The organism is Agromyces tropicus, assembly GCF_039531345.1.
Lineage (GTDB): Bacteria > Actinomycetota > Actinomycetes > Actinomycetales > Microbacteriaceae > Agromyces > Agromyces tropicus.
Window position 1 is genome coordinate 86,240 of the sequence record NZ_BAAAPW010000006.1, and the last position, 19,372, is coordinate 105,611.

Genomic DNA, 19,372 nt, shown 5'->3' on the forward strand with positions numbered 1-19,372 from the left:
GTCCCGCCGTCCGGGGGACGAAGGCCCCACCTCGCTCGTCGGACCCGTGCCTACGCTCGGCCCATGGAGGGGACGACGACGTCACCGGTCCGATGGGCACCCATCGTGAAGGAGGTCGCGGCGCTCAGACCGCGACCGAACCTCGTGGACTACGAGGGGGAACGCGCCCGGTTCGACTGGGACGAGGCGCGGGCCGAACTCGACGGCCTGCCCGACGGCGGCGTCAACATCGCGCACGAGGCCGTCGACCGCCACGCCGCGGGCGAGCGAGCGGACCGCGTGGCCCTGCGCTTCGTCAGGGCCGACGGCTCGACGCGGTCGCTGACCTACCGGGACCTGGCCGCCGAGATCGCGCGATTCGCGAACGTGCTCGCCGGACTCGGCGTCGGACGCGGCGAGCGCGTGTACTCCCTCCTCGGGCGGATGCCGATGCTCTACGCCGCCGCACTCGGCACGCTGAAGCACGGCGCGGTCTTCTGCCCGCTCTTCTCGGCGTTCGGCCCCGAGCCCGTCCGACAGAGGTTCCGGATCGGTTCGGGCCGCGTGCTCGTCACCACTCGGGCCCTGTACCGCCGCAAGGTCGCCCCGATCCGGGACGAGCTCCCCTCGCTCCGGCACGTGCTGCTGGTCGACGCCGACGGCGACCCGGAACCCGGGACGCTCGACCTCGCGGCGCTGCTCGAGCGCGCGCCGACCACCGCGCCCACGGCGCCGACGGACCGCGAGGACATGGCCCTGCTGCACTTCACGAGCGGCACCACCGGCCGCCCGAAGGGCGCGATCCACGTCCACGACGCGGTCGCCGCCCACTTCGCGACCGGGCGGTACGCGCTCGACCTCCACCCCGACGACGTGTACTGGTGCACCGCCGACCCCGGCTGGGTCACCGGCACCTCCTACGGCATCATCGCGCCGCTCGTGCACGGCGTCACCGTCGTGGTCGACGAGGAGGAGATGGACGTCGAGCGCTGGTACCGCATCCTCGGCGACCAGCGGGTCACCGTCTGGTACACGGCGCCGACCGCCCTTCGCATGCTCATGAAGGCCGGGGCCGACCGCGCCGCCGGCCACGACCTCTCCGCACTCCGATTCGTCGCGAGCGTCGGTGAGCCGCTCAACCCCGAGGTCGTGGTGTGGGGGCGGGAGACCCTCGGCCTGCCGGTGCACGACAACTGGTGGCAGACCGAGACCGGGGGGATCATGATCTCCAACTACCCGGCGATGGACATCCGGCCGGGTTCGATGGGCCGCCCGCTCCCGGGCATCGATGCCGCCGTCGTGGCCCGCGACGAGGCGGGCGCCCCGGTCGTCCGCGACGGCGAGGCGGTGCTGTGCGAGACGGATGCCACGGGCGAGCTCGCGCTCCGGCCGGGCTGGCCCTCGATGTTCCGCGGCTACCTCGACGAGGACGAGCGCTACCGGAAGTGCTTCGCCGGCGGCTGGTACCTGACCGGCGACCTGGCCCGGCGCGACGCCGACGGGTACTTCTGGTTCGTCGGCCGCGGCGACGACGTGATCAAGTCCTCCGGCCACCTCATCGGCCCGTTCGAGGTCGAGAGCTGCCTCATGGAGCACGAGGCGGTCGCCGAGGCCGCCGTCATCGGCGTGCCCGACCCCGTCGCCGGCGAGGTCGTGAAGGCGTTCGTCGAGCTGAAGCCCGGCCGCGAGGCATCCGACGAGCTCCGGCTCGACCTCATCGGATTCGCCCGCAAGCGGCTCGGATCCGCCGTCGCCCCGCGGCGACTCGACTTCGCCGCCTCGCTGCCCAAGACGCGCAGCGGCAAGATCCTGCGCCGCCTGCTGAAGGCGCGCGAACTGGGGCTGCCGGAGGGCGACACCTCCACGTTGGAGGCGGGACGATGAACGACGAGGAACGCGCGAGGGCGATCGAGGCGCAGCCGGAGCGGGCGGTCGACCTGCTGCGGCAGATGATGCGCGTCCGCCGACTCGAGGAGCGCTGCGTCGAGCTGTACTCGGCGACCAAGATCCGCGGCTTCCTGCACGTCTACATCGGCGAGGAGGCCGTCGCCGCCGGGGTGATGTCGGTGCTGGGGCCCGACGACGCCGTCGTCGCGACGTATCGCGAGCACGGCCATGCGCTGCTCCGCGGCGTTTCGGCGCGCGCAATCATGGCCGAGATGTTCGGCCGCGCGGAGGGCTGCTGCCGCGGTCGGGGCGGGTCCATGCACCTGTTCGACGCGGCGAGCCGCTTCTACGGCGGGAACGCGATCGTCGCCGGCGGCCTCCCACTCGCGGTCGGCCTCGCCCTGGCCGACAAGCTCGCCGGGCGGGAGCGGGTGACCGCCTGCTTCTTCGGCGAGGGGGCCATCGCCGAGGGCGAGTTCCACGAGAGCATGAACCTCGCGGCGCTCTGGGACCTCCCGGTGCTGTTCTGCTGCGAGAACAACCTGTACGCCATGGGGACCGCACTCGAGCGCTCCGAGTCGCAGGTCGACCTCGCGCTCAAGGCCGCCTCGTACGAGATCCCCTCCTGGGCCGTCGACGGCATGGACGTGCTCGCCGTCGAGGAGGCCGCGAGACGTGCGGCCTCGGGCGTCCGCGCCGGCGGTGGGCCGCACTTCCTGGAGCTGCGCACGTACCGCTTCCGCGCCCATTCGATGTTCGACCCCGAGCGCTACCGCGACAAGGCCGAGGTCGAGCAGTGGATGGAGCGCGATCCGATCCGCCTCCTCGGCGAGGCGCTCGAGGCGAGCGGCCGCATCGACGCCGAACAGCGCGCGAGGATCGCGGACGAGGTCGAGGCGGAGATCGACGACGCGATCGCGTTCGCCGAGGCCGGGACGCTCGAGCCGATCTCGGAGCTCACGCGGTTCGTCACCTCCGAACGGGCGGGAGCGGGCGCATGAGGACGACGTACCGCGAGGCGATGCGCGCGGCGATGCGCGAGGCGATGCAACGCGACGAGCGCGTGTTCCTGATGGGCGAGGACGTCGGGCGCTACGGCGGCGGGTTCGCCGTGAGCCTCGGGCTGCTCGAGGAGTTCGGCCCGCGCCGCATCCGCGACACCCCGCTCTCGGAGGCCGCGTTCGTCGGCGCCGGCATCGGCGCGGCGCTCGGCGGCATGCGGCCGATCGTCGAGGTCATGACGGTCAACTTCAGCCTGCTCGCGCTCGACCAGATCGTGAACAACGCCGCCACGCTGCTGCACATGTCCGGCGGGCAGTTCAACGTGCCGCTCGTGATCCGCATGACCACGGGCGGCGGCCGCCAGCTCGCCGCCCAGCACTCGCACAGCCTCGAGGGCTGGCTGGCGCATATCCCGGGCCTGCGGATCCTCGCGCCGGCGACGCTCGAGGACGCCCGCGGCATGCTGTGGACCGCACTCGAGGACCCGGATCCCGTGCTGATCTTCGAGCACGGATCGCTGTACAACGTCGAGGGCGACCTGGCCGACGACGCCGGGGCCGTCGACATCGACCGCGCCGTCGTGCGGCGCGCGGGCGCGGACCTCTCGCTCATCACGTACGGCGGCACGCTGTCGACCGCGCTCGACGCCGCCGAGGCCCTCGCCGCCGACGGGATCGACGCCGAGGTGCTCGACCTGCGCTCCCTGCGGCCGCTGGACGATGCCGCGATCCGGGCGACGGTCGCGAAGACGCACCGGGCCGTCGTCGTCGACGAGGGATGGCGCAGCGGCAGCCTCTCGGCCGAGGTCAGCGCACGCATCACGGAATCGGCGTTCTTCGACCTCGACGCGCCGGTCGGACGCGTCTGCAGCCTCGAGGTCCCGATCCCGTACGCGCGCCACCTCGAGGAGGCGGCGCTGCCGTCGGTCGCGCGCGTGGCCGAGGCGGCACGCGAGGCGGTGGGTGCGGGTGCCTGACCTGCGCATGCCCTCGCTCGGGGCCGACATGGAGCGCGGCAAGGTCGTCGAGTGGCTCGTGCGGCCCGGGGACTACGTGCACCGGGGCGACCTCATCGCCGAGGTCGACACCGAGAAGACCGTGATGGAGATCGAGTCGTTCGAGGAGGGCGTGCTCGCCGAGTACCTCGTCGAGCTCGGCCAGACCGTTCCGGTCGGGACGCCGATCGCCAGGGTGACCGGGACCCCGGCGGACGTCCCCGCCGGGCCGCCCGCGACACCGATCGCGACGCCGCCGGACGTCGCCTCGCCCGACGGCGCCGCGGCGACGGCCGCGGCCGAGCGCGCCGTGCCCCCGCCGATCCGGCACCTCGCGCACCGATTGGATGTCGACGTCGACCACATCGACGGCACCGGTCCCGCTGGGGCCGTCACCCGCGCCGACGTCGAAGCCGCGGCGTCGGCCGGGCCTCGGTCCTCGGCGCCGCCGGAGCCGGCCGCGGCCCGACCGCCCCGATCGTCGCCTCGCGCCCGGCGCCTCGCGGACGAGCTCGGGGTCGACCTCGCGCGCCTCACCGGCACCGGTCCGGACGGCGCGGTCATCGGGGACGACGTGCGACGGGCCGCGGAAGGGCGACTCGAGGAGCGGCCGGCCGGCGCCGTGCCCGCTCCGACCGCCGGTGGCGACGGCGCCGACGTACGCGGCGAGCGCGCACGCGCCGCCGAGCGGACCGCGAGCCTCCGTCGCGCGATCGGATCGCTCATGGCGCGGTCGAAGCGCGAGATCCCGCACTACTACCTGAGCACGACGATCGACCTCTCCAGCGCCCTGGAGTGGATGCGGGACGAGAACGCCGACCTGCCGCTCGCCGAGCGACTCGTCCCCGCCGCCCTGCTCCTCGCGGCGAGCGCGCGGGCCGCGAAGCAGGTGCCCGAGATGAACGGACTCTTCGTCGACGGCGCGTTCCGTCCGAGCGACGCGGTGCACCTCGGCGTCGCGGTCGCGCTCCGGGGCGGCGGACTCGTCGCCCCCGCGATCCACGACGCCGAGCGGCTCGCCCCGGGCGAGCTCATGTCGGCACTGCGCGACGTCGTCGCGCGAGCCCGTGCCGGACGGCTCCGGCGCACCGAGATGAGCGACCCGACGATCACCGTGACGAACCTCGGCGACCTCGGCGTCGAATCGGTGTTCGGCGTCATCTACGCGCCACAGGTCGCGCTGGTCGGATTCGGGCGCGTCGTCGAGCGTCCCTGGGCGATCGAGGGGCTCCTCGGCGTGCGCCCGGTCGTCACGGCGACGCTCTCCGCGGACCACCGCGTGAGCGACGGCCTGCGCGGCGGCCGGTTCCTCGCGCTCGTCGACGAACTGCTGCAGAAGCCGGAGGAACTGTGAACGAGACCGATGCCCGTTCGGCGGTGCTCCAGGCACTGCGGGAGGTCGCGCCCGACGTCGAGGCGGAGGACCTCGACCCGGGCGCGCGCCTCCGACAGGACCTCGAACTCGACTCGCTGGACTTCCTCCGCCTGCTCGAGCTGCTCGCGGCGTCGACCGGCGTCGCGGCGCAGGAGGAGGACTACGCGAGCCTCACGACCGTCCAGTCGCTCGTCGACTACGTCGCGGCGCGTGCCTGACCCGAGGCGCGACGCCGCCGGAGCGAGGAGCGATCCGCGCCTCACCCGGCCGGACCGGCGCGCGACGCCGCGGTCGCGGAGATGGCGCCGCGGTCGACGACGACCGACACGAGCGCGTCTGCTCCGGTGACCTCGCACGTGGCGAGCCGAGCACCGTTGCGGCTCGCGACCTCGGCGGCCAGCGCGCACGGCTCCCCGGGCACGGCCCCGGAGACCGCATCCGCCGCGGCGAGCGCGGCGGCGTCGGCCGCGTGCGCCGCCGACTGCGAGGCCAGGGACGCGAGGAGCACGACGACCACCGCCGCGGCCAGCGCGACGACCACGCCGACGAACGACACGGCCACGACGCTGGCGGCGCCGTCCTCCGCGCATGGGCAGGGACGCCGTCGCCCGCGCCCGCCGACGCCGACCCGATCCCCCAGGGTCATCGCCCGCCCCGGAGCGCGCACGACTCCATGCGGAGTTCCACGGCCGCGAGGATCCCCGCGCCGCGGCCGCTGACCGTCGCGCACACGAACGGGTCCTCCACGCTCGTCGACAGTCGGGCTCCCGGCGCGTTGCGCGCGGCGAGGTCGGCGGCGACGCCCTCGGCCTCGCCCCGCCCCAGCGCCCGCGCCGCATCGGCGGCCGCGTCAGCCAGGCGGACCTGCACGGCGGCGAGGTGGATCGATGCCAGGGCGATCGCGAGCACGAGCGCGACCGCGGGCAGCGCGACGGCGAACTCCGCCGTCACGCTGCCCCGCTCGTCCTCAGCCGACCGTGAGCGCATTCCGCACGAGGTCGGTCAGGATGCCGCGCACCTCGTCGCCGCGCAGGATCACGACGAGAAGCCCTGCGAAGCCGACGGCCGCCATGGTCGCCACGGCGTACTCCGCGGTCGCGGCGCCGCGCTCCCGCGCGACGGATCGGACGCGGCGCACGATCGCGCGGCGGAGCCGGCCGTGCCTCAGCTCGGTGGTGGGACGGGCGTGGATCATGGGATACCTCCTTCTCGGAGCCGCCGGAGCGGCGATGGGCGGCACGAGTCGTGGGCCGTCACGCGGCACCGCCGAGGGTGCCCGTGACGACGGAGATCATGAGCGGCGCGACCCCGAGCAGGACGAACGCCGGCAGGACGCAGCAGCCCAGCGGGATCATGAGCCGCACGCCCAGCGCCGCGGCCCTCGCCGCTCCCTCGGACCTCGCGGTGCCGCGCATGCGCGCGGCCTCCGCTCGGAGCAGGTCCGACACCGGTGCCCCCGCCCGTTCCGCCAGCGCGACGACGGGCGAGGCGGGGTCGGACGCCGCGAGTTCGGGCAGGTGCCGCTGGAGGCCCTCGGCGACCATCTCGCGCGCCCGGTCCGGCGACGCGCCGCTCGAGAGCGCGACCGAGAGCAGCTCGAGCCGCAGCCCGGCGGCGGGCGGCGCGGCCGACGCCCGCCGCACGAGTGCCCGACTCCAGCCGGCACCGAGCCAGAGCAGGCCGCCGCCGCCCACCAGGCAGGCGAGGCCGACCGGACCGCCGAGCAGCACCCCGATGGTGTCGAAGCCGAGCAGCATGCCGAAGACCACCGCGATGACGGGGAGCGCGGCCACGAGCCGAGCCGAGGCCGCCGGTCCGGCGAGCATCGCGGCGGCGTCGCGGCGCAGCTGCGCCTCGTCGCGCAGCGCGACGGCGAGGACGACCAGCGTCCGGGCGAGCGGCGCCCCCGCGGCATCCGCCACCGCCCAGGCCGCCGCGAGGACCGACCAAGAGGGGGCGTCGCCGCGGGCCGCCTCGATCGCGTCGGCGACGGAGGCTCCTGCGGCCGCCGCGTCCGCGGCGGCGGCGACGACCGCACGCATCGCCGGGTCCGGTTCGGGATCGTCCGCACCGGGCGCCTCGCGCAGCGCCGCCCAGGCGGCGGCCGGCGCGAGGCCCGCGGCGAGCAGCGCGGCGAGACGTTCCGAGGTGGCGGCGACGTGGTCGAGGGGCGCGGCCGGGTCCGCCCGACGGAGCCGGTGACCGAGCGCACCGACCAGGTCGCGCGGACGCGCCGTCGCCGTCAGCACGGCTCGACCTCCAGGCGGTCGCGCTCCACCCGGAACCGACCGATGCCCGCGACCCGTCGGCGCCCGTCGACGCGTTCGAGGTGGACGACGAGGTCGAAGGCGCTGGCCGCCTGCCGCGCGACCGCGTCGGGCCGCATGCCCGCTGCCGCCCCCAGCGCCTCGAGCCGCGCGGGGACGTCGGCGAGCGAGTTGGCGTGCAGCGTGCCCGCACCGCCGTCGTGGCCCGTGTTCAGCGCGGCGAGCAGTTCGCGCAGTTCCGGCCCACGGCACTCGCCGACGACGAGGCGGTCGGGTCGCATCCGGAGCGCTTCCCTCAGCAGCCGGTCGAGGCCGATGCGCCCGGTGCCCTCGAGGTTCGCCTGGCGCGCCTCGAGGGCGACGACGTGCGGATGGTCCGGCCGAAGCTCCGAGACGTCCTCGAGGAGCACGATCCGGTCGGTCGGCGGCGCCTCGCCGAGGAGGGCCGCGAGCAGCGTGGTCTTGCCCGTGCCCCCCGCGCCGGTCACCAGCAGGTTGCGCCGTTCGAGGACGGCGGCCCGCAACCGCTCCTCGGTCGTCGCATCGAGCATCCCGCCCGCAGCGAGTGCGGACAGCGGCACCCCGGCCGCGCGCGGGAGCCGGATCGACAGCAGCGTGCCGGTGGTGGAGACCGGCGGGATCGCCGCGTGCACCCGGATACCGCGGCCCAGCCGGACGTCGACGGCGGGCGTCGCCTCATCGACGTGGCGCCCGCCGCGCGCGACGAGCCGTACGGCCAGCGCCCTGACCTCCGGTTCGGTCGCGCGCCACGCCGGCTCACGCTCGGCGCCCGCACCGCGGTCCACCCACAGCCCCCGGTCGCCGTTGACGAAGAGGTCGGTGACGCGCGCGTCTGCGGCGAAGGGACCGAGCGGACCGAGCGCGTCGACCGCGTCGGACACCTCCGCATCGTTCCGCGCGGCGTCCGCGGGGACGTCGGGCACCGCGGCCGACCCGGCGGCGCGCCCTGCGTGCGGGCCGGCCGCCCCGCCGACGGCGCGCGACGGCGGCTCGTCCGGCGGCGCCCATTCGAGCGCCGCCTCGGCCTCCCAGGACGGGACGGCGACGAAGGGTGCGGGCATGCCGACGACGCTAGGCGCGCGGTCGTGGCGGGACGGACGCGCAGGCCCCGCGAATGCGGCGAGCCCTCCCCCACGTCGTTGTGGAGGAGGGCTCGTGCCGTGGCATCCGTCTCGGACTGCCGGTTAAAAAGAAGGGGGCGGTACCCATTGGGGGGAACAGGTGCCGCCTCGGCAGCGCGCGGATTGGGGGGAATCGCGAGCGCTGCAGGCCTCGAATCGGATTCGTTCGGGCGGTACCCAGTGTATGGGCTGGAGATCCATGCGCAAGTACTTTTTGTCCTCATTTGTGCCGACGTACAGAAATCTCTGCGAGATCCTCCAGTTCGGCGTCGGACATCCACTGAAATCGAACGCGAAGCGGAGCATCGACCACGGTTTCCGTGGTCGGGGGCGGTGACGATCGTCCCGGCGAATCCCCCGGCTCCGGTCGGCGCTGCGACGCGCCGGGGCCCAGCGTACGCCCGCGCGGCCCCCTCCGCGAACGACACGCGCGGCCCGGCCCCGACGGACGCCCGAGGACACACGCGACGACATCGACGGCCGCGGACGCTAGGGTGCTGTGTGGGGCAGGCGACCCGTCATCCACCACTTCGCGAAGGAGCGATCGCACCACTATGAACGCGCAGATCGATCACGCGCTCGAGGAGATCCGGCGCTTCCGCCCGAGTCCCGAGTTCGCCGCCCAGGCCGTCGCCGACCACGGCCTCTACGACGCCGCTCGTGCCGACCGGCTCGCATTCTGGGCCGACCAGGCCCGCACGCTGCTCCACTGGGAGAAGCCCTTCACCCGCACGCTCGACTGGTCGAACCCGCCGTTCGCGAAGTGGTTCGACGACGGCGAGCTCAACGTCGCCGTGAACTGCCTCGACCGCCACGTCGAGGCCGGCCTCGGCGACCGCGTCGCGCTCCACTGGGAGGGCGAGCCGGGCGACTCCCGCGACATCACGTACGCCGAGCTCACCGAGGAGGTCAAGCGCGCCGCGAACGCCCTCGCCGACCTCGGCGTCCGCTCCGGCGACCGCGTCGCCATCTACCTGCCGATGATCCCCGAGGCCATCGTCTCGATGCTCGCGGTCGCGCGCCTCGGCGCCATCCACTCGGTGGTCTTCGGCGGCTTCAGCGCCGACAGCCTCGCGTCCCGCATCGACGACGCCGAGGCATCCGTCGTCATCACGGCCGACGGCGGGTACCGCAAGGGGCGCGTCTTCCCGCTGAAGCCCGTGGTCGACGAGGCGCTCGGCAAGACCGCCGGATCGGTCCGGCACGTCCTCGTCGTCAAGCGCGGCGAGAACGAGGTCGAGTGGGACGACGCCCGCGACCTGTGGTGGCACGAGACGGTGGCGACCGCCTCCCCCGAGCACGAGGCGCAGGCGTTCGAGGCCGAGCACCCGCTGTTCATCCTCTACACCTCGGGCACCACCGGGAAGCCGAAGGGCATCCTGCACACCTCCGGCGGCTACCTCACGCAGGCGGCGTTCACGCATCGCAACGTGTTCGACCTCCACCCGGAGCGCGACGTCTACTGGTGCACCGCCGACGTGGGCTGGATCACCGGGCACTCCTACGTGGTCTACGGGCCGCTCGCCAACGGCGCGACCCAGGTGATCTACGAGGGCACCCCCGACACGCCGCACCCCGGCCGCTGGTGGGAGATCGTCGAGAAGTACGGCGTCACGATCCTGTACACGGCGCCGACCGCCATCCGCTCGTTCATGAAGCTCGGTCGGCAGATCCCGCACGAGTTCGACCTCCGCACGCTGCGCCTGCTGGGCTCGGTGGGCGAGCCGATCAACCCGGAGGCGTGGATCTGGTACCGCCACGTCATCGGTGGAGGCTCGATCCCCGTGGTCGACACGTGGTGGCAGACCGAGACGGGCGCGATCATGATCTCGGCGCTGCCGGGCGTGACCGACCTCAAGCCGGGCTCGGCGCAGGTGCCGGTCCCCGGCATCTCGATCGACATCCTCGACGACGACGGCGTGGAGGTCGAGGGCGAGGGCGGCGGCCTGCTCGTCGTCACCGAGCCGTGGCCGTCGATGCTGCGCGGAATCTGGGGCGATCCGGAGCGCTTCAAGGAGACGTACTGGGAGAAGTTCGGCGACAAGTACTTCGCCGGCGACGGCGCACGCCGCGACGAGGACGGCGACATCTGGCTGCTCGGCCGCGTCGACGACGTCATGAACGTCTCGGGCCACCGGCTCTCGACCGCCGAGATCGAGTCGTCGCTCGTCGCGCACCCGTGGACGGCCGAGGCCGCCGTCGTGGGCGCGTCCGACGAGACCACGGGCCAGGCGGTCGTCGCCTTCGTCATCCTGAAGTCGAGCCAGGCGGCGCACGTGACCGACCCGGCCGAAGCGAGCGAGGAGCTCCGCCGGCACGTGGCGACGCAGATCGGCGCGATCGCCCGGCCGCGGCAGGTCTTCATCGTCAACGAGCTGCCGAAGACGCGCTCGGGCAAGATCATGCGGCGACTGCTGCGCGACCTCGCCGAGGGCCGCGAGGTCGGCGACACCACGACGCTCGCCGACACCTCGATCATGCAGATCATCAGCGCCCAGGTGCGCTGACCGGCCGAGACGACGGATGCCGCGGCGGGACTCCCGCCGCGGCATCCGCGTGTGCAGGCCGGCTCGGCCGGCCGTCGGCTACTCGAACTCGGCGATCAGCTCCACCTCGACGGGCGCGTCGAGCGGCAGCACCGCCACGCCGACCGCCGACCGCGCGTGCACGCCCGCGTCGCCGAAGACCTCGCCGATGAACTCCGACGCGCCGTTGACGACACCGGGCTGGCCGGTGAAGGCGGGGTCGGAGGCCACGAAGCCGACGACCTTGACGATGCGCGTCACCCGGTCGAGCGAGCCGAGCTGCGACTTCACGGCGGCGAGCGCGTTGAGCGCGCAGAGGCGCGCGTACTCCTTCGCCTCGTCGGCCGGCACCAGGCCGTGGCCGTCGCCGACCTTGCCGGTCGCCGGCAGCGCGCCCGAGACGAAGGGGAGCTGGCCCGACGTGTACACGAGGTTGCCGGTCACGACGGCCGGCACGTAGGCCGCGACGGGCGCGGCGACGCCGGGCACCTCGACCCCGAGCTCGGCGAGCCGGGCCTCGACGGCGCCCATCAGGCGTCCTCCTCGAACTGCTTGGCGGCCTGCGCGGCCGCGGCCTGGCCGGCGGATGCCGCCGAGGAGGCCTGCTCCCCCACGGGTCGCTTCAGGTAGGCGACGAGCCCGCCCTCCGGCCCCTGGACGATCTGGACCAGCTCCCAGCCCTCGGATCCCCAGTTGTTCAGGATCGCGGCGGTGTTGTGGATCAGCAGCGGGGTGGTGATGTACTCCCAGGCGGGCATGGCGACTCCTCGGTGTCGGAACGGGCGGCTATCCTGAGGGTCGAGCCGGCCGTGGGCTCTGCGGCCGTGCGGCATGCCGGATTTTGCCAGCCTTCCTCAGTTAGGCTCCACTCTATGTCTGCCCAAAAACGAACGATGAGCGATGCCGCCGGGGGGGTCCTCGGCTTCGTCGGCATGAGCGCACTCGCCGGCGTGCTGGTCACCGCCGCCGTCACCCCTGCGCTCGCCGTCACGGGCATGGCCGCGAACAACAGCATCACGATGTTCGAGAACCTCCCCGGGTACCTCGACATCGGCGAACTCTCCGAGAAGTCCTCCGTCCTCGCCAAGAACGGCAACGGCGAGTGGGTCGAGCTCGCGTCCTTCTTCGACGAGAACCGCGAGGAGGTGTCGTGGGACTACATGTCGCAGTACCTCAAGGACGCCGCGGTCGCCGGTGAGGACCCGCGGTTCTACTCGCACGGCGGCGTCGACATCCAGGGCACCGTCCGCGGCGCCCTGAGCACCGTCCTCGGCCGCGACACCCAGGGCGGGTCGTCGATCACGCAGCAGTACGTCAAGAACGTGCTCATCAACAACGGCGTGAACGAGGCGACGACCGAGGAGGAGAAGCAGGCCGCGTACGAGGCTGCCACCGAGGTGAGCGCCGAGCGCAAGCTCAAGGAGATGCGCTACGCGATCACCCTCGAGAAGAAGTACTCGAAGGACGACATCCTTCGCGGGTACCTGAACATCGCGGCCTTCGGCGGACGGGTCTACGGTGTGCAGGCGGCCGCGCAGTACTACTTCGGCACCAACGCGCAGGACATCTCGCTCGCACAGGCCGCGAGCCTGATCGCGATCGTCAACCACCCCGAGAAGTTCCGGCTCGACATGCCGGACGACGAGGAGAACGGCGAGGCCAACGGCTACGCCGCGAACAAGGTGCGTCGCGACTACATCCTCGAGCAGATGCACAAGGAGAAGAAGATCACGCAGGAGGAGTACGAGACGGCGATCGCCGAGCCCGTCGCTCCGAACATCTCGCCACCCAGCACCGGCTGCGCATCGGCCAAGGGCCACGCCTTCTTCTGCGACTACGTCGCCTGGGAGATCCGCAACAAGTTCGACGACCCGTCGACGCCCGACGTCAACGAGGGCAAGAAGCTGCTCCAGCAGGGCGGCCTGCAGATCTACACGAGCATCGACCTGTTCGTGCAGGACGAGGCGATCCGCGCCCTCAACGACAACGTGCCGAAGGTCGCCGACGGCGTCGACATCGGCGGCACGGTCGTCAGCGTCGAGGTCGGCACCGGGCGCATCCTCGCCATGGCGCAGAACAAGGACTACTCCGACGATCCGGACGTGCTCGCGTCGGGCAGCAACTACACCGCGGTGAACTACAACACCGACATCGACTACGGCGGCTCGAGCGGCTTCCAGCCGGGTTCGACCTACAAGGTCTTCACGCTCGCCGAGTGGCTCAAGGAGGGCCATGCGCTCAACGAGGCCGTCGACGCGCGCTTCCGCGAGAACTGGGGCAGCTTCAACAACAGCTGCCAGGGCACGATGAGCGGCGACGGCTGGGGTCCGAAGAACGACGACTTCAGCCCCGGCGGGTACTGGACCGCGGTCGAGAACACCGTGAACTCGTACAACACCGGTTTCGTCGCGATGGCCAAGCAGCTCGACCTGTGCGGCATCGCGAAGACGGCCGAGGCGCTCGGCGTCCACCGCGCGGACTACGACCCGCTGTCGCAGTTCCCCTCGGCCGTGCTCGGCACCAACGAGGTCGCGCCGCTGTCGATGGCCACGGCCTTCGCGGGCATCGCGGGCGGCGGCAAGTCGTGCTCGCCGATCGCGATCGACAAGATCACCAAGCAGGACGGCACCGAGATGGAGCCGCCGAAGTCGGAGTGCAAGCAGGCCATCACCCCCGAGGTCGCGGCCGGCACCGCGTACGCGATGCAGAAGACGATCCAGGGCGGCACCGCCGCTCCCTCGGGCTACCGGACCGACCCGTACGTGCCGATGATCGGCAAGACGGGAACGACCGACAACGCCGAGGCGACCTGGATGAGCGGTGCGTCGACGAAGGTCGCGACCGTCGTGGGCGTGTTCAACGTCACGGGCCACGTCAACCTCCGCGACACGTACTTCGACGCCGGCCAGGCGGCCTCGCTGCGACACCAGATCTGGCCGCGGGTCCAGTCCGTCGCGAACTCCCGCTACGGCGGCGACGCCTTCCCGGAGCCCGAGGCCTCGATGCTGAACGCGCCGCAGGTCTCCGTGCCCGACGTGCTCGGTCTCTCGCCCGAGGCCGCGCAGCAGGCGCTCGAGACGGCCGGGTTCGGCTGGCGCATGGACGGCGACGTCGACTCCGACCAGCCGAAGGGCACGATCGGCGCCCAGTCGCCGTCCGGCACGGCCGGCCGCGGCGCGGTGATCAGCCTCCAGGTCAGCCGCGGCAACCTCGCCGGGCTGCCCGACGTCGTCGGCATGTCGGCCGACGAGGCGGAGAGCACGCTGAAGGACGCCGGCTTCAAGGTGAACAAGCAGGAGCAGGACGTCAGCGACCCGTCGCAGGACGGCGTCGTGATCGCGCAGTCGCCGGAGCCCGGCAGCTCCGTGAAGTCCGGTGCGCGCATCCAGATCACGATCGGCAGGCTGCAGAACGGCGGCGGCCCCGACCTTCCGGGCGGCGACGGCGGCGGCGGCAACGCCGACCAGGCCGGCTGATGGGTCGTGGCCTCCCGCCCGTCGCGCGGATCGCCCTGGCGATCGGCGCGGCGGGCGCCGCCGCGTTCGCGTACGGCTCACTCGTCGAGCGCCGGCGCTACACGCTCCGGCGCGTCGACGTCCCGGTGCTGCCGCCGGGCGCGGAGCCGATCCGGGTGCTGCACCTCTCCGACCTGCACATGGCGCCGTGGCAGCGCGACAAGCAGGAGTGGATCGCAGCGCTCGCCCGGCTGCAGCCCGACCTCGTCATCGACACCGGTGACAACCTCGGCCACCGTCGCGGGCTCGAGGGCGTGCGACGCGCGCTCGAGCCCTTCCGGGGCGTCCCCGGCGTGTTCGTGAACGGGTCGAACGACTACTTCGGTCCCGTGCTGAAGAACCCGTTCGGGTACTTCGGCGGGCCGTCGGGCCGCGTCGCACGAGCCGAACGGCTCGACATCGGCGCGCTCCACCGCTTCTTCGACGGCCTCGGCTGGATCGACCTCGACAACGCGGCCGCGTCGCTCGAGGTCCGCGGGACCCACCTCGAGTTCTTCGGCGTCGACGACCCGCACCGCGGGTACGACCGGCTCGAGGTCGTCGCCGCCGCGATCGACGACCTCCGGGCCGACGACCCGTACGGCGACGAGACCTGGCCGGACCCGGCCGACTCCGGGCCGCACGGTCGACGCAGCGTCACGATCGGCGTGGCGCACGCGCCCTACCGCCGCGTGCTCAACTCCTTCGTCAACCACGGCGCACAGCTCCTCGTCGCCGGCCACACGCACGGCGGTCAGGTCTGCGTGCCCGGCTTCGGCGCGCTGGTGACCAACTGCGACATCCCGCGCGAGCAGGCGAGCGGCCTGAGCATCTGGCGACACGGCCTGCGCACCGCCTTCCTCAACGTGTCGGCCGGCCTCGGCACGTCGATCACGGCGCCGGTGCGGTTCGCCTGCCCGCCCGAGGCGACGCTGATGACGCTCGTGCCCACACCCTGACGCGGGGCGGCCGACCCGTCGGCACCGGCCCGGAGGTGGTCAGGAGCACTCGAAATGTCGGCTATGCTTGTTGAGGCCTTCGGGCCCCCGGGGTGTGGCGCAGCTTGGTAGCGCGCTTCGTTCGGGACGAAGAGGTCGCAGGTTCAAATCCTGTCACCCCGACCGGGAACCCGGGCCGCAACGCGACCCGGACGTCGAGCCCCCTCCGATCAGGAGGGGGCTCGACGCGTCTTCAGGAGGACGGCCGGCCGCCCTCGCGCTCGGCCGGCTCGCCCGTCGCCGTCGCCTCGTCGACGCGGCTCCGACCGCTCGCCCACCGGAAGGCGCGCTCGAGCGGTCCACGGCCGAGGAAGCGCCGCCAGACCCACGCGAACACCGCCGACCCCACGACCAGGCTGACGAGCAGCGGCCACGAGTCGTCGCTGACCACACCGTCCGGGCGCACGTACTTCGCGTTCGCGATGACGACGAGATGACCCGTGTAGATCGTCAGCGGCATCGAGCCCATGGCGCTCACGGGTGACAGCACGGCACTCGCGACACGGCGCACGCGCGGGACCGCGAGCGCGGTGAGGGCGGTCGCCGCCGCGACCACGAGCACCCCGATCGCGGTGTTCCCGAGCGTCTCCAAGGAGATCGCGACGGGGATGCTCCAGAGCGTCGCCTCGGGGCTGCTCGCGACGTCCTCCGCGCCGGGGAGGAGCGCGGAGGCCGGCAACGCCACGCATGCGACGACGGCGGCCGCGAGGGCGGCCGGGGCGAGCGTGCTCGCGCGGGCGACGCCGAGGCGGGCCAGGCCGAGCCCGACGAGCATCACCGGCACCCAGATGATCACCGGGTAGGCGCCGACCAGGAACCAGTCGGCCACGAGGCCGAGCACCCCGCCACCGCCTCGGGTGAGGCCCGTGTCACGCTGCGCCACCTCCGCGATCGCAGGCGTGACCGCGAGCAGGACGGAACCGACGACGAGGGCCGCCCGTGCCGGCACGAAGAGCAGCGGCAGCATGACGAGGAACGCCACGCCGTAGACGTCGAGGATGACGAACACCAGTGGGCGCAGCACCGCGACCACGAGGAGGCCGAGGGCGATGAGCAGGAGCGCCCGCACGGCGATCTGACGCCGGAGGAGGCCCCGGGTCGGGCCGTCCACGACCACGCGGCTCCCACCGGTGAGCAGGCCCAGGCCGATGCCCGCCGTGAGCGCGAACAGGAGACGAGGGCGCTCGTCCGCGAAGCCGATCACGGCGGCGACGTCGGGATCGGCCACGGCGGGCGCCACATGGGCGACGAACATGCCGATCAGCGCGAGCCCTCTGGCCGCATCGACGCCGTCGACGCGTCGCGGCCCTCGCCGCGCGGCGTTCGGGACGGGATCGGCCATGCGCCATCTTCGCATCCCGGCCGCCGTCTCGAGGTCAGCGGGGTGCGGCGCAGACCGTGTATCGGCCGGTCGTCAGCTCGACGTCGCAGTCCTCGATGCGCGGCGTCCCGGACCAGATGGTCGGGTCGTCGGCCGTCGCCGCGCCGGCATCCGTGAGCCCGGCGTGGGCGCCGGACAGGACGGCGAGGCTCACGCCGGCACCCCACCACGTGGCGAGCTCGTCATGCCCGAGTGCGGCGACCTCCTCGGCCGCCGCTCGCTGCTCGGGCAGCGTCTCGCCCGAGACGCCCGCACGGCTGCCGACGGTCGCCACGCGACCGACGACGGACCAGGCGAGCGCCACCACCGCGACGAGCGCGAGCCCGGCGACGAGCGTGCGCACGACGAGCGAGCGCAGGCCCTGCCAGGCGACCCTGGTGGCGGGCACGAACCCCGCGGCGAGCACCGGCGCGAAGGCCAGCACGCCCGGAGCCGGGTGCCGGATCCACGCGGGGGTGTGCCGTGAGACCAGCCACCATGCCAGGTACGTCCCCAGCCCCAGGGCCGCGACGAGGAGGACGGTGCCGAACTCCGCGAGTTCCATGCGGCTGCGGCCCCGAGTCGCCAGCAGCCGCGGCGCGCGCCGGAGCCGGCCCCACGCGACCACCGCGATCACGACACCGGCCGCGAGCAGGAGCACGGCGAGCAGGCCGACGAGCTCCGGAGGCAGGTTCCAGGAGGCGAGCATCGTGGCGACCTTGTCGGCCGGCGTCACCTCGTAGCCGCGCTGGCCCCCGGAGAGCAGGAAGTAGGCGAAGTTCCGGAGGTTCGCCCAGTACCCGGCGGGGCCGAGGCTCACGAGCTTCGCCAGTTCGAACACCACTGTCGGCGCGGCCGCTGCGAGCGCGGCGACGAGCACGCGCGGCACCGTCACCCGCAGACGCGCCAGGAGCGGACCGGAGGCGTCGAGCAGCACGGCGACCGCGAACGCGGGCACCGCGAGCAGGGCGATGAACTTGACCTGGATGCCGAGCCCGATGAGCAGCCCCGCGAGCCACGGACGGCGATGGACGAACAGGAGCGCCGCGGCGAGGAAGGCCGCCGCGGTCACCTCGCCCAGGACGTCGGCCGGCGTCTGGATCGGGGACGGCAGCGCGCCGGTCTCGAACGCCAGCGGCACCGCGGCCGCGACCAGTGCGGCCCAGCGGCCGCCGAGCCGCCGCCCGACGAGGACGAGCGCCGCGAGCAGACCGGCATATCCGAGCGTCGCGACGAGTCGTCCGGCGAGCACCGGGTCGACGCCGAGCGCGATCAGGCCGGCGGTCGGCAGCAGGATGACGGGTCCCGTCGAGATGCGCACGTCGAACGGCGTCAGCGTGCTGCCCGAGAGCGTGCCGTCGCTCGCGTAGCCGAGCCCCCGCACCAGGTTGAGCGGGACGGTCAGGTTGAGTGCCTCGTCCTCCCAGAGGCGGACGGACGCGATGCCCGGGACGACGACCGCGAGGTTCGCGACGACGAGTGCGGCGAGCAGGAGCCACCAGGCGACGCCGAGCGCGGTCCGGCGCACGTCGAACGACGGCGTCGCACGATCGGCGGTCGCCTCGGCGGTCACCGCGCGGCCCCCGGACGGAGCGACACCCGCCACAGTTCCGCCGCCGACGCGACCGCGAACTGCCGCAGGCGCTTCGGCGGGAGCTTCGGCGGACGCTCGACGCCCCACATGGTGCCGGTCTGGTTCGATCCGCGTCGCGGAAGGCTCGCGACCTCGACGTAGCGGACCAGGTCGTCGCGGCGCACCTCTGCGAGCGAGAAGTGCACGTGCGGGACGAGTGCGTCCGCCGGCACCCCCTCGAGCAGCGCGGTGAGCGTCGCCGGCCGATAGGCGCGCAACGGCGTGTTCACGTCGGGCACGCGGCGTCCGACGGCCGCGGCGACGACGAGCCCCACGGCGCCCGTGAGGACGCGACGGAACCACGGGTCCTCCCGCCCCCGGCGCACGCCGTGGACGACGTCGGCCCCGGTCGACCCGGACGCCCGCACGACGCGCGCGAGGTCCGCTCCGTGGAACTGGCCGTCGCCGTCGACGTGCAGCACGAGGTCGGGCGAACGCTCGAGCCCGGCGCGGTACGCCGCGAGGGCCGTCGGGCCGTGCCCGCGGTTGACCTCGGCGTCGACCACGACCAGGCCGGGCAGGTCGGCGGCGAGGTCGTGCAACACGCGGCTGGTGTCATCCGTCGACCGGTCGTTGACGACGACGATCTCGAGCCGCTCCGCGAGCGGCGCGAGGTGCTCGTGGATCTCCGCGAGGAAGCCCGGCAGTCCCTCAGCCTCGTTGTAGGCGGGCATCACGACCACCAGATGATCCAGTCGCACTCGGCCTCCCGACGT

18 protein-coding genes and 1 tRNA gene are annotated in these 19,372 nt (G+C 73.4%); 9 read left to right on the forward strand and 10 right to left on the reverse strand.

Annotated features, from left to right (window positions below):
• Positions 1-63: 63 nt before the first annotated feature.
• The 5 genes from acsA to ABD230_RS16625 are packed head-to-tail and all read left to right on the forward strand — an operon-like array spanning position 64 to position 5,455.
• Entirely contained in the window at positions 64-1,863 is a 1,800-nt protein-coding gene (gene acsA, locus ABD230_RS16605) for an acetate--CoA ligase (RefSeq protein ID WP_344377308.1), read from the forward strand.
• Positions 1,860-2,867, forward strand: coding sequence for a pyruvate dehydrogenase (acetyl-transferring) E1 component subunit alpha (gene pdhA / locus ABD230_RS16610; protein WP_344377309.1), 1,008 nt, complete (start codon positions 1,860-1,862; stop codon positions 2,865-2,867). Before acsA ends, pdhA begins: the two co-directional genes overlap by 4 nt.
• Complete coding sequence (locus tag ABD230_RS16615; RefSeq protein WP_344377312.1) at positions 2,864-3,844, forward strand: alpha-ketoacid dehydrogenase subunit beta; 981 nt, start codon at positions 2,864-2,866, stop codon at positions 3,842-3,844. Before pdhA ends, ABD230_RS16615 begins: the two co-directional genes overlap by 4 nt.
• The gene (locus ABD230_RS16620) at positions 3,837-5,216 is read left to right on the forward strand and encodes a 2-oxo acid dehydrogenase subunit E2 (RefSeq protein WP_344377314.1); all 1,380 of its coding nucleotides are present in this window, start codon (positions 3,837-3,839) and stop codon (positions 5,214-5,216) included. The genes ABD230_RS16615 and ABD230_RS16620 overlap by 8 nt, the downstream gene beginning before the upstream one ends.
• Entirely contained in the window at positions 5,213-5,455 is a 243-nt protein-coding gene (locus tag ABD230_RS16625; protein WP_344377318.1) for an acyl carrier protein, read from the forward strand. Before ABD230_RS16620 ends, ABD230_RS16625 begins: the two co-directional genes overlap by 4 nt.
• Positions 5,456-5,496: 41 nt before the next feature.
• On the opposite strand, the gene ABD230_RS16630 is transcribed toward ABD230_RS16625, so the two are convergent.
• The 5 genes from ABD230_RS16630 to ABD230_RS16650 are packed head-to-tail and all read right to left on the reverse strand — an operon-like array spanning position 5,497 to position 8,586.
• On the reverse strand, positions 5,497-5,883 hold the full coding sequence (locus tag ABD230_RS16630; protein WP_344377321.1) for an Rv3654c family TadE-like protein: 387 nt from the start codon (positions 5,881-5,883) through the stop codon (positions 5,497-5,499).
• Positions 5,880-6,188 (reverse strand): TadE family type IV pilus minor pilin, encoded by a 309-nt coding sequence (locus ABD230_RS16635; protein WP_344377325.1) that lies wholly within the window; start codon positions 6,186-6,188, stop codon positions 5,880-5,882. The genes ABD230_RS16630 and ABD230_RS16635 overlap by 4 nt, the downstream gene beginning before the upstream one ends.
• A 16-nt stretch (positions 6,189-6,204) precedes the next feature.
• Complete coding sequence (locus tag ABD230_RS16640; RefSeq protein WP_344377330.1) at positions 6,205-6,432, reverse strand: DUF4244 domain-containing protein; 228 nt, start codon at positions 6,430-6,432, stop codon at positions 6,205-6,207.
• 58 nt (positions 6,433-6,490) lie between these two features.
• Positions 6,491-7,486 (reverse strand): type II secretion system F family protein, encoded by a 996-nt coding sequence (locus ABD230_RS16645; protein ID WP_344377335.1) that lies wholly within the window; start codon positions 7,484-7,486, stop codon positions 6,491-6,493.
• Positions 7,480-8,586 (reverse strand): TadA family conjugal transfer-associated ATPase, encoded by a 1,107-nt coding sequence (locus tag ABD230_RS16650; RefSeq protein WP_344377340.1) that lies wholly within the window; start codon positions 8,584-8,586, stop codon positions 7,480-7,482. Before ABD230_RS16650 ends, ABD230_RS16645 begins: the two co-directional genes overlap by 7 nt.
• Positions 8,587-9,200: 614 nt before the next feature.
• Between ABD230_RS16650 and acs the strand changes: the two genes are divergently transcribed.
• The gene (gene acs, locus ABD230_RS16655; RefSeq protein ID WP_344377344.1) at positions 9,201-11,153 is read left to right on the forward strand and encodes an acetate--CoA ligase; all 1,953 of its coding nucleotides are present in this window, start codon (positions 9,201-9,203) and stop codon (positions 11,151-11,153) included.
• A 78-nt stretch (positions 11,154-11,231) separates the two neighbouring features.
• Here the strand turns inward: acs and ABD230_RS16660 are convergent, their stop codons facing one another.
• Positions 11,232-11,702, reverse strand: coding sequence for a RidA family protein (locus ABD230_RS16660; protein WP_344377347.1), 471 nt, complete (start codon positions 11,700-11,702; stop codon positions 11,232-11,234).
• Positions 11,702-11,929: a Sp36 family protein gene (sp36, locus tag ABD230_RS16665; protein WP_344377348.1), complete on the reverse strand. Its 228-nt coding sequence runs from the start codon at positions 11,927-11,929 to the stop codon at positions 11,702-11,704. The genes ABD230_RS16660 and sp36 overlap by 1 nt, the downstream gene beginning before the upstream one ends.
• A 135-nt stretch (positions 11,930-12,064) precedes the next feature.
• Here sp36 and ABD230_RS16670 point away from each other — a divergent pair, with 135 nt between their 5' ends.
• From ABD230_RS16670 to ABD230_RS16680, 3 genes are all read left to right on the forward strand, one after another.
• A complete protein-coding gene (locus tag ABD230_RS16670) occupies positions 12,065-14,647 on the forward strand; it encodes a transglycosylase domain-containing protein (protein ID WP_344377351.1) in 2,583 nt (860 codons plus the stop codon).
• On the forward strand, positions 14,647-15,624 hold the full coding sequence (locus ABD230_RS16675) for a metallophosphoesterase (protein WP_344377355.1): 978 nt from the start codon (positions 14,647-14,649) through the stop codon (positions 15,622-15,624). The genes ABD230_RS16670 and ABD230_RS16675 overlap by 1 nt, the downstream gene beginning before the upstream one ends.
• A gap of 88 nt (positions 15,625-15,712) precedes the next feature.
• A tRNA-Pro gene (locus tag ABD230_RS16680) sits at positions 15,713-15,786 on the forward strand.
• Positions 15,787-15,856: 70 nt separating this feature from the next.
• Here ABD230_RS16680 and ABD230_RS16685 read toward each other — a convergent pair.
• From ABD230_RS16685 to ABD230_RS16695, 3 genes are read right to left on the reverse strand one after another with little or no spacing between them, the layout of a single operon-like run.
• The gene (locus ABD230_RS16685; protein ID WP_344377357.1) at positions 15,857-17,005 is read right to left on the reverse strand and encodes a heparan-alpha-glucosaminide N-acetyltransferase domain-containing protein; all 1,149 of its coding nucleotides are present in this window, start codon (positions 17,003-17,005) and stop codon (positions 15,857-15,859) included.
• A 34-nt stretch (positions 17,006-17,039) separates the two neighbouring features.
• On the reverse strand, positions 17,040-18,596 hold the full coding sequence (locus tag ABD230_RS16690; protein WP_344377360.1) for a hypothetical protein: 1,557 nt from the start codon (positions 18,594-18,596) through the stop codon (positions 17,040-17,042).
• Complete coding sequence (locus ABD230_RS16695; RefSeq protein ID WP_344377701.1) at positions 18,593-19,330, reverse strand: glycosyltransferase family 2 protein; 738 nt, start codon at positions 19,328-19,330, stop codon at positions 18,593-18,595. The genes ABD230_RS16690 and ABD230_RS16695 overlap by 4 nt, the downstream gene beginning before the upstream one ends.
• Positions 19,331-19,372 lie beyond the last annotated feature (42 nt).

Coding starts and splice junctions, on each gene's coding strand:
- acsA (WP_344377308.1), top strand. CDS start 64: ATGGAGGGGACGACGACGTCACCGGTCCGATGGGCACCCATCGTGAAG.
- pdhA (WP_344377309.1), top strand. CDS start 1,860: ATGAACGACGAGGAACGCGCGAGGGCGATCGAGGCGCAGCCGGAGCGG.
- ABD230_RS16615 (WP_344377312.1), top strand. CDS start 2,864: ATGAGGACGACGTACCGCGAGGCGATGCGCGCGGCGATGCGCGAGGCG.
- ABD230_RS16630 (WP_344377321.1), bottom strand. CDS start 5,883: ATGACCCTGGGGGATCGGGTCGGCGTCGGCGGGCGCGGGCGACGGCGT.
- ABD230_RS16640 (WP_344377330.1), bottom strand. CDS start 6,432: ATGATCCACGCCCGTCCCACCACCGAGCTGAGGCACGGCCGGCTCCGC.
- ABD230_RS16650 (WP_344377340.1), bottom strand. CDS start 8,586: ATGCCCGCACCCTTCGTCGCCGTCCCGTCCTGGGAGGCCGAGGCGGCG.
- acs (WP_344377344.1), top strand. CDS start 9,201: ATGAACGCGCAGATCGATCACGCGCTCGAGGAGATCCGGCGCTTCCGC.
- ABD230_RS16660 (WP_344377347.1), bottom strand. CDS start 11,702: ATGGGCGCCGTCGAGGCCCGGCTCGCCGAGCTCGGGGTCGAGGTGCCC.
- sp36 (WP_344377348.1), bottom strand. CDS start 11,929: ATGCCCGCCTGGGAGTACATCACCACCCCGCTGCTGATCCACAACACC.
- ABD230_RS16670 (WP_344377351.1), top strand. CDS start 12,065: ATGAGCGATGCCGCCGGGGGGGTCCTCGGCTTCGTCGGCATGAGCGCA.
- ABD230_RS16675 (WP_344377355.1), top strand. CDS start 14,647: ATGGGTCGTGGCCTCCCGCCCGTCGCGCGGATCGCCCTGGCGATCGGC.
- ABD230_RS16685 (WP_344377357.1), bottom strand. CDS start 17,005: ATGGCCGATCCCGTCCCGAACGCCGCGCGGCGAGGGCCGCGACGCGTC.
- ABD230_RS16695 (WP_344377701.1), bottom strand. CDS start 19,330: ATGCCCGCCTACAACGAGGCTGAGGGACTGCCGGGCTTCCTCGCGGAG.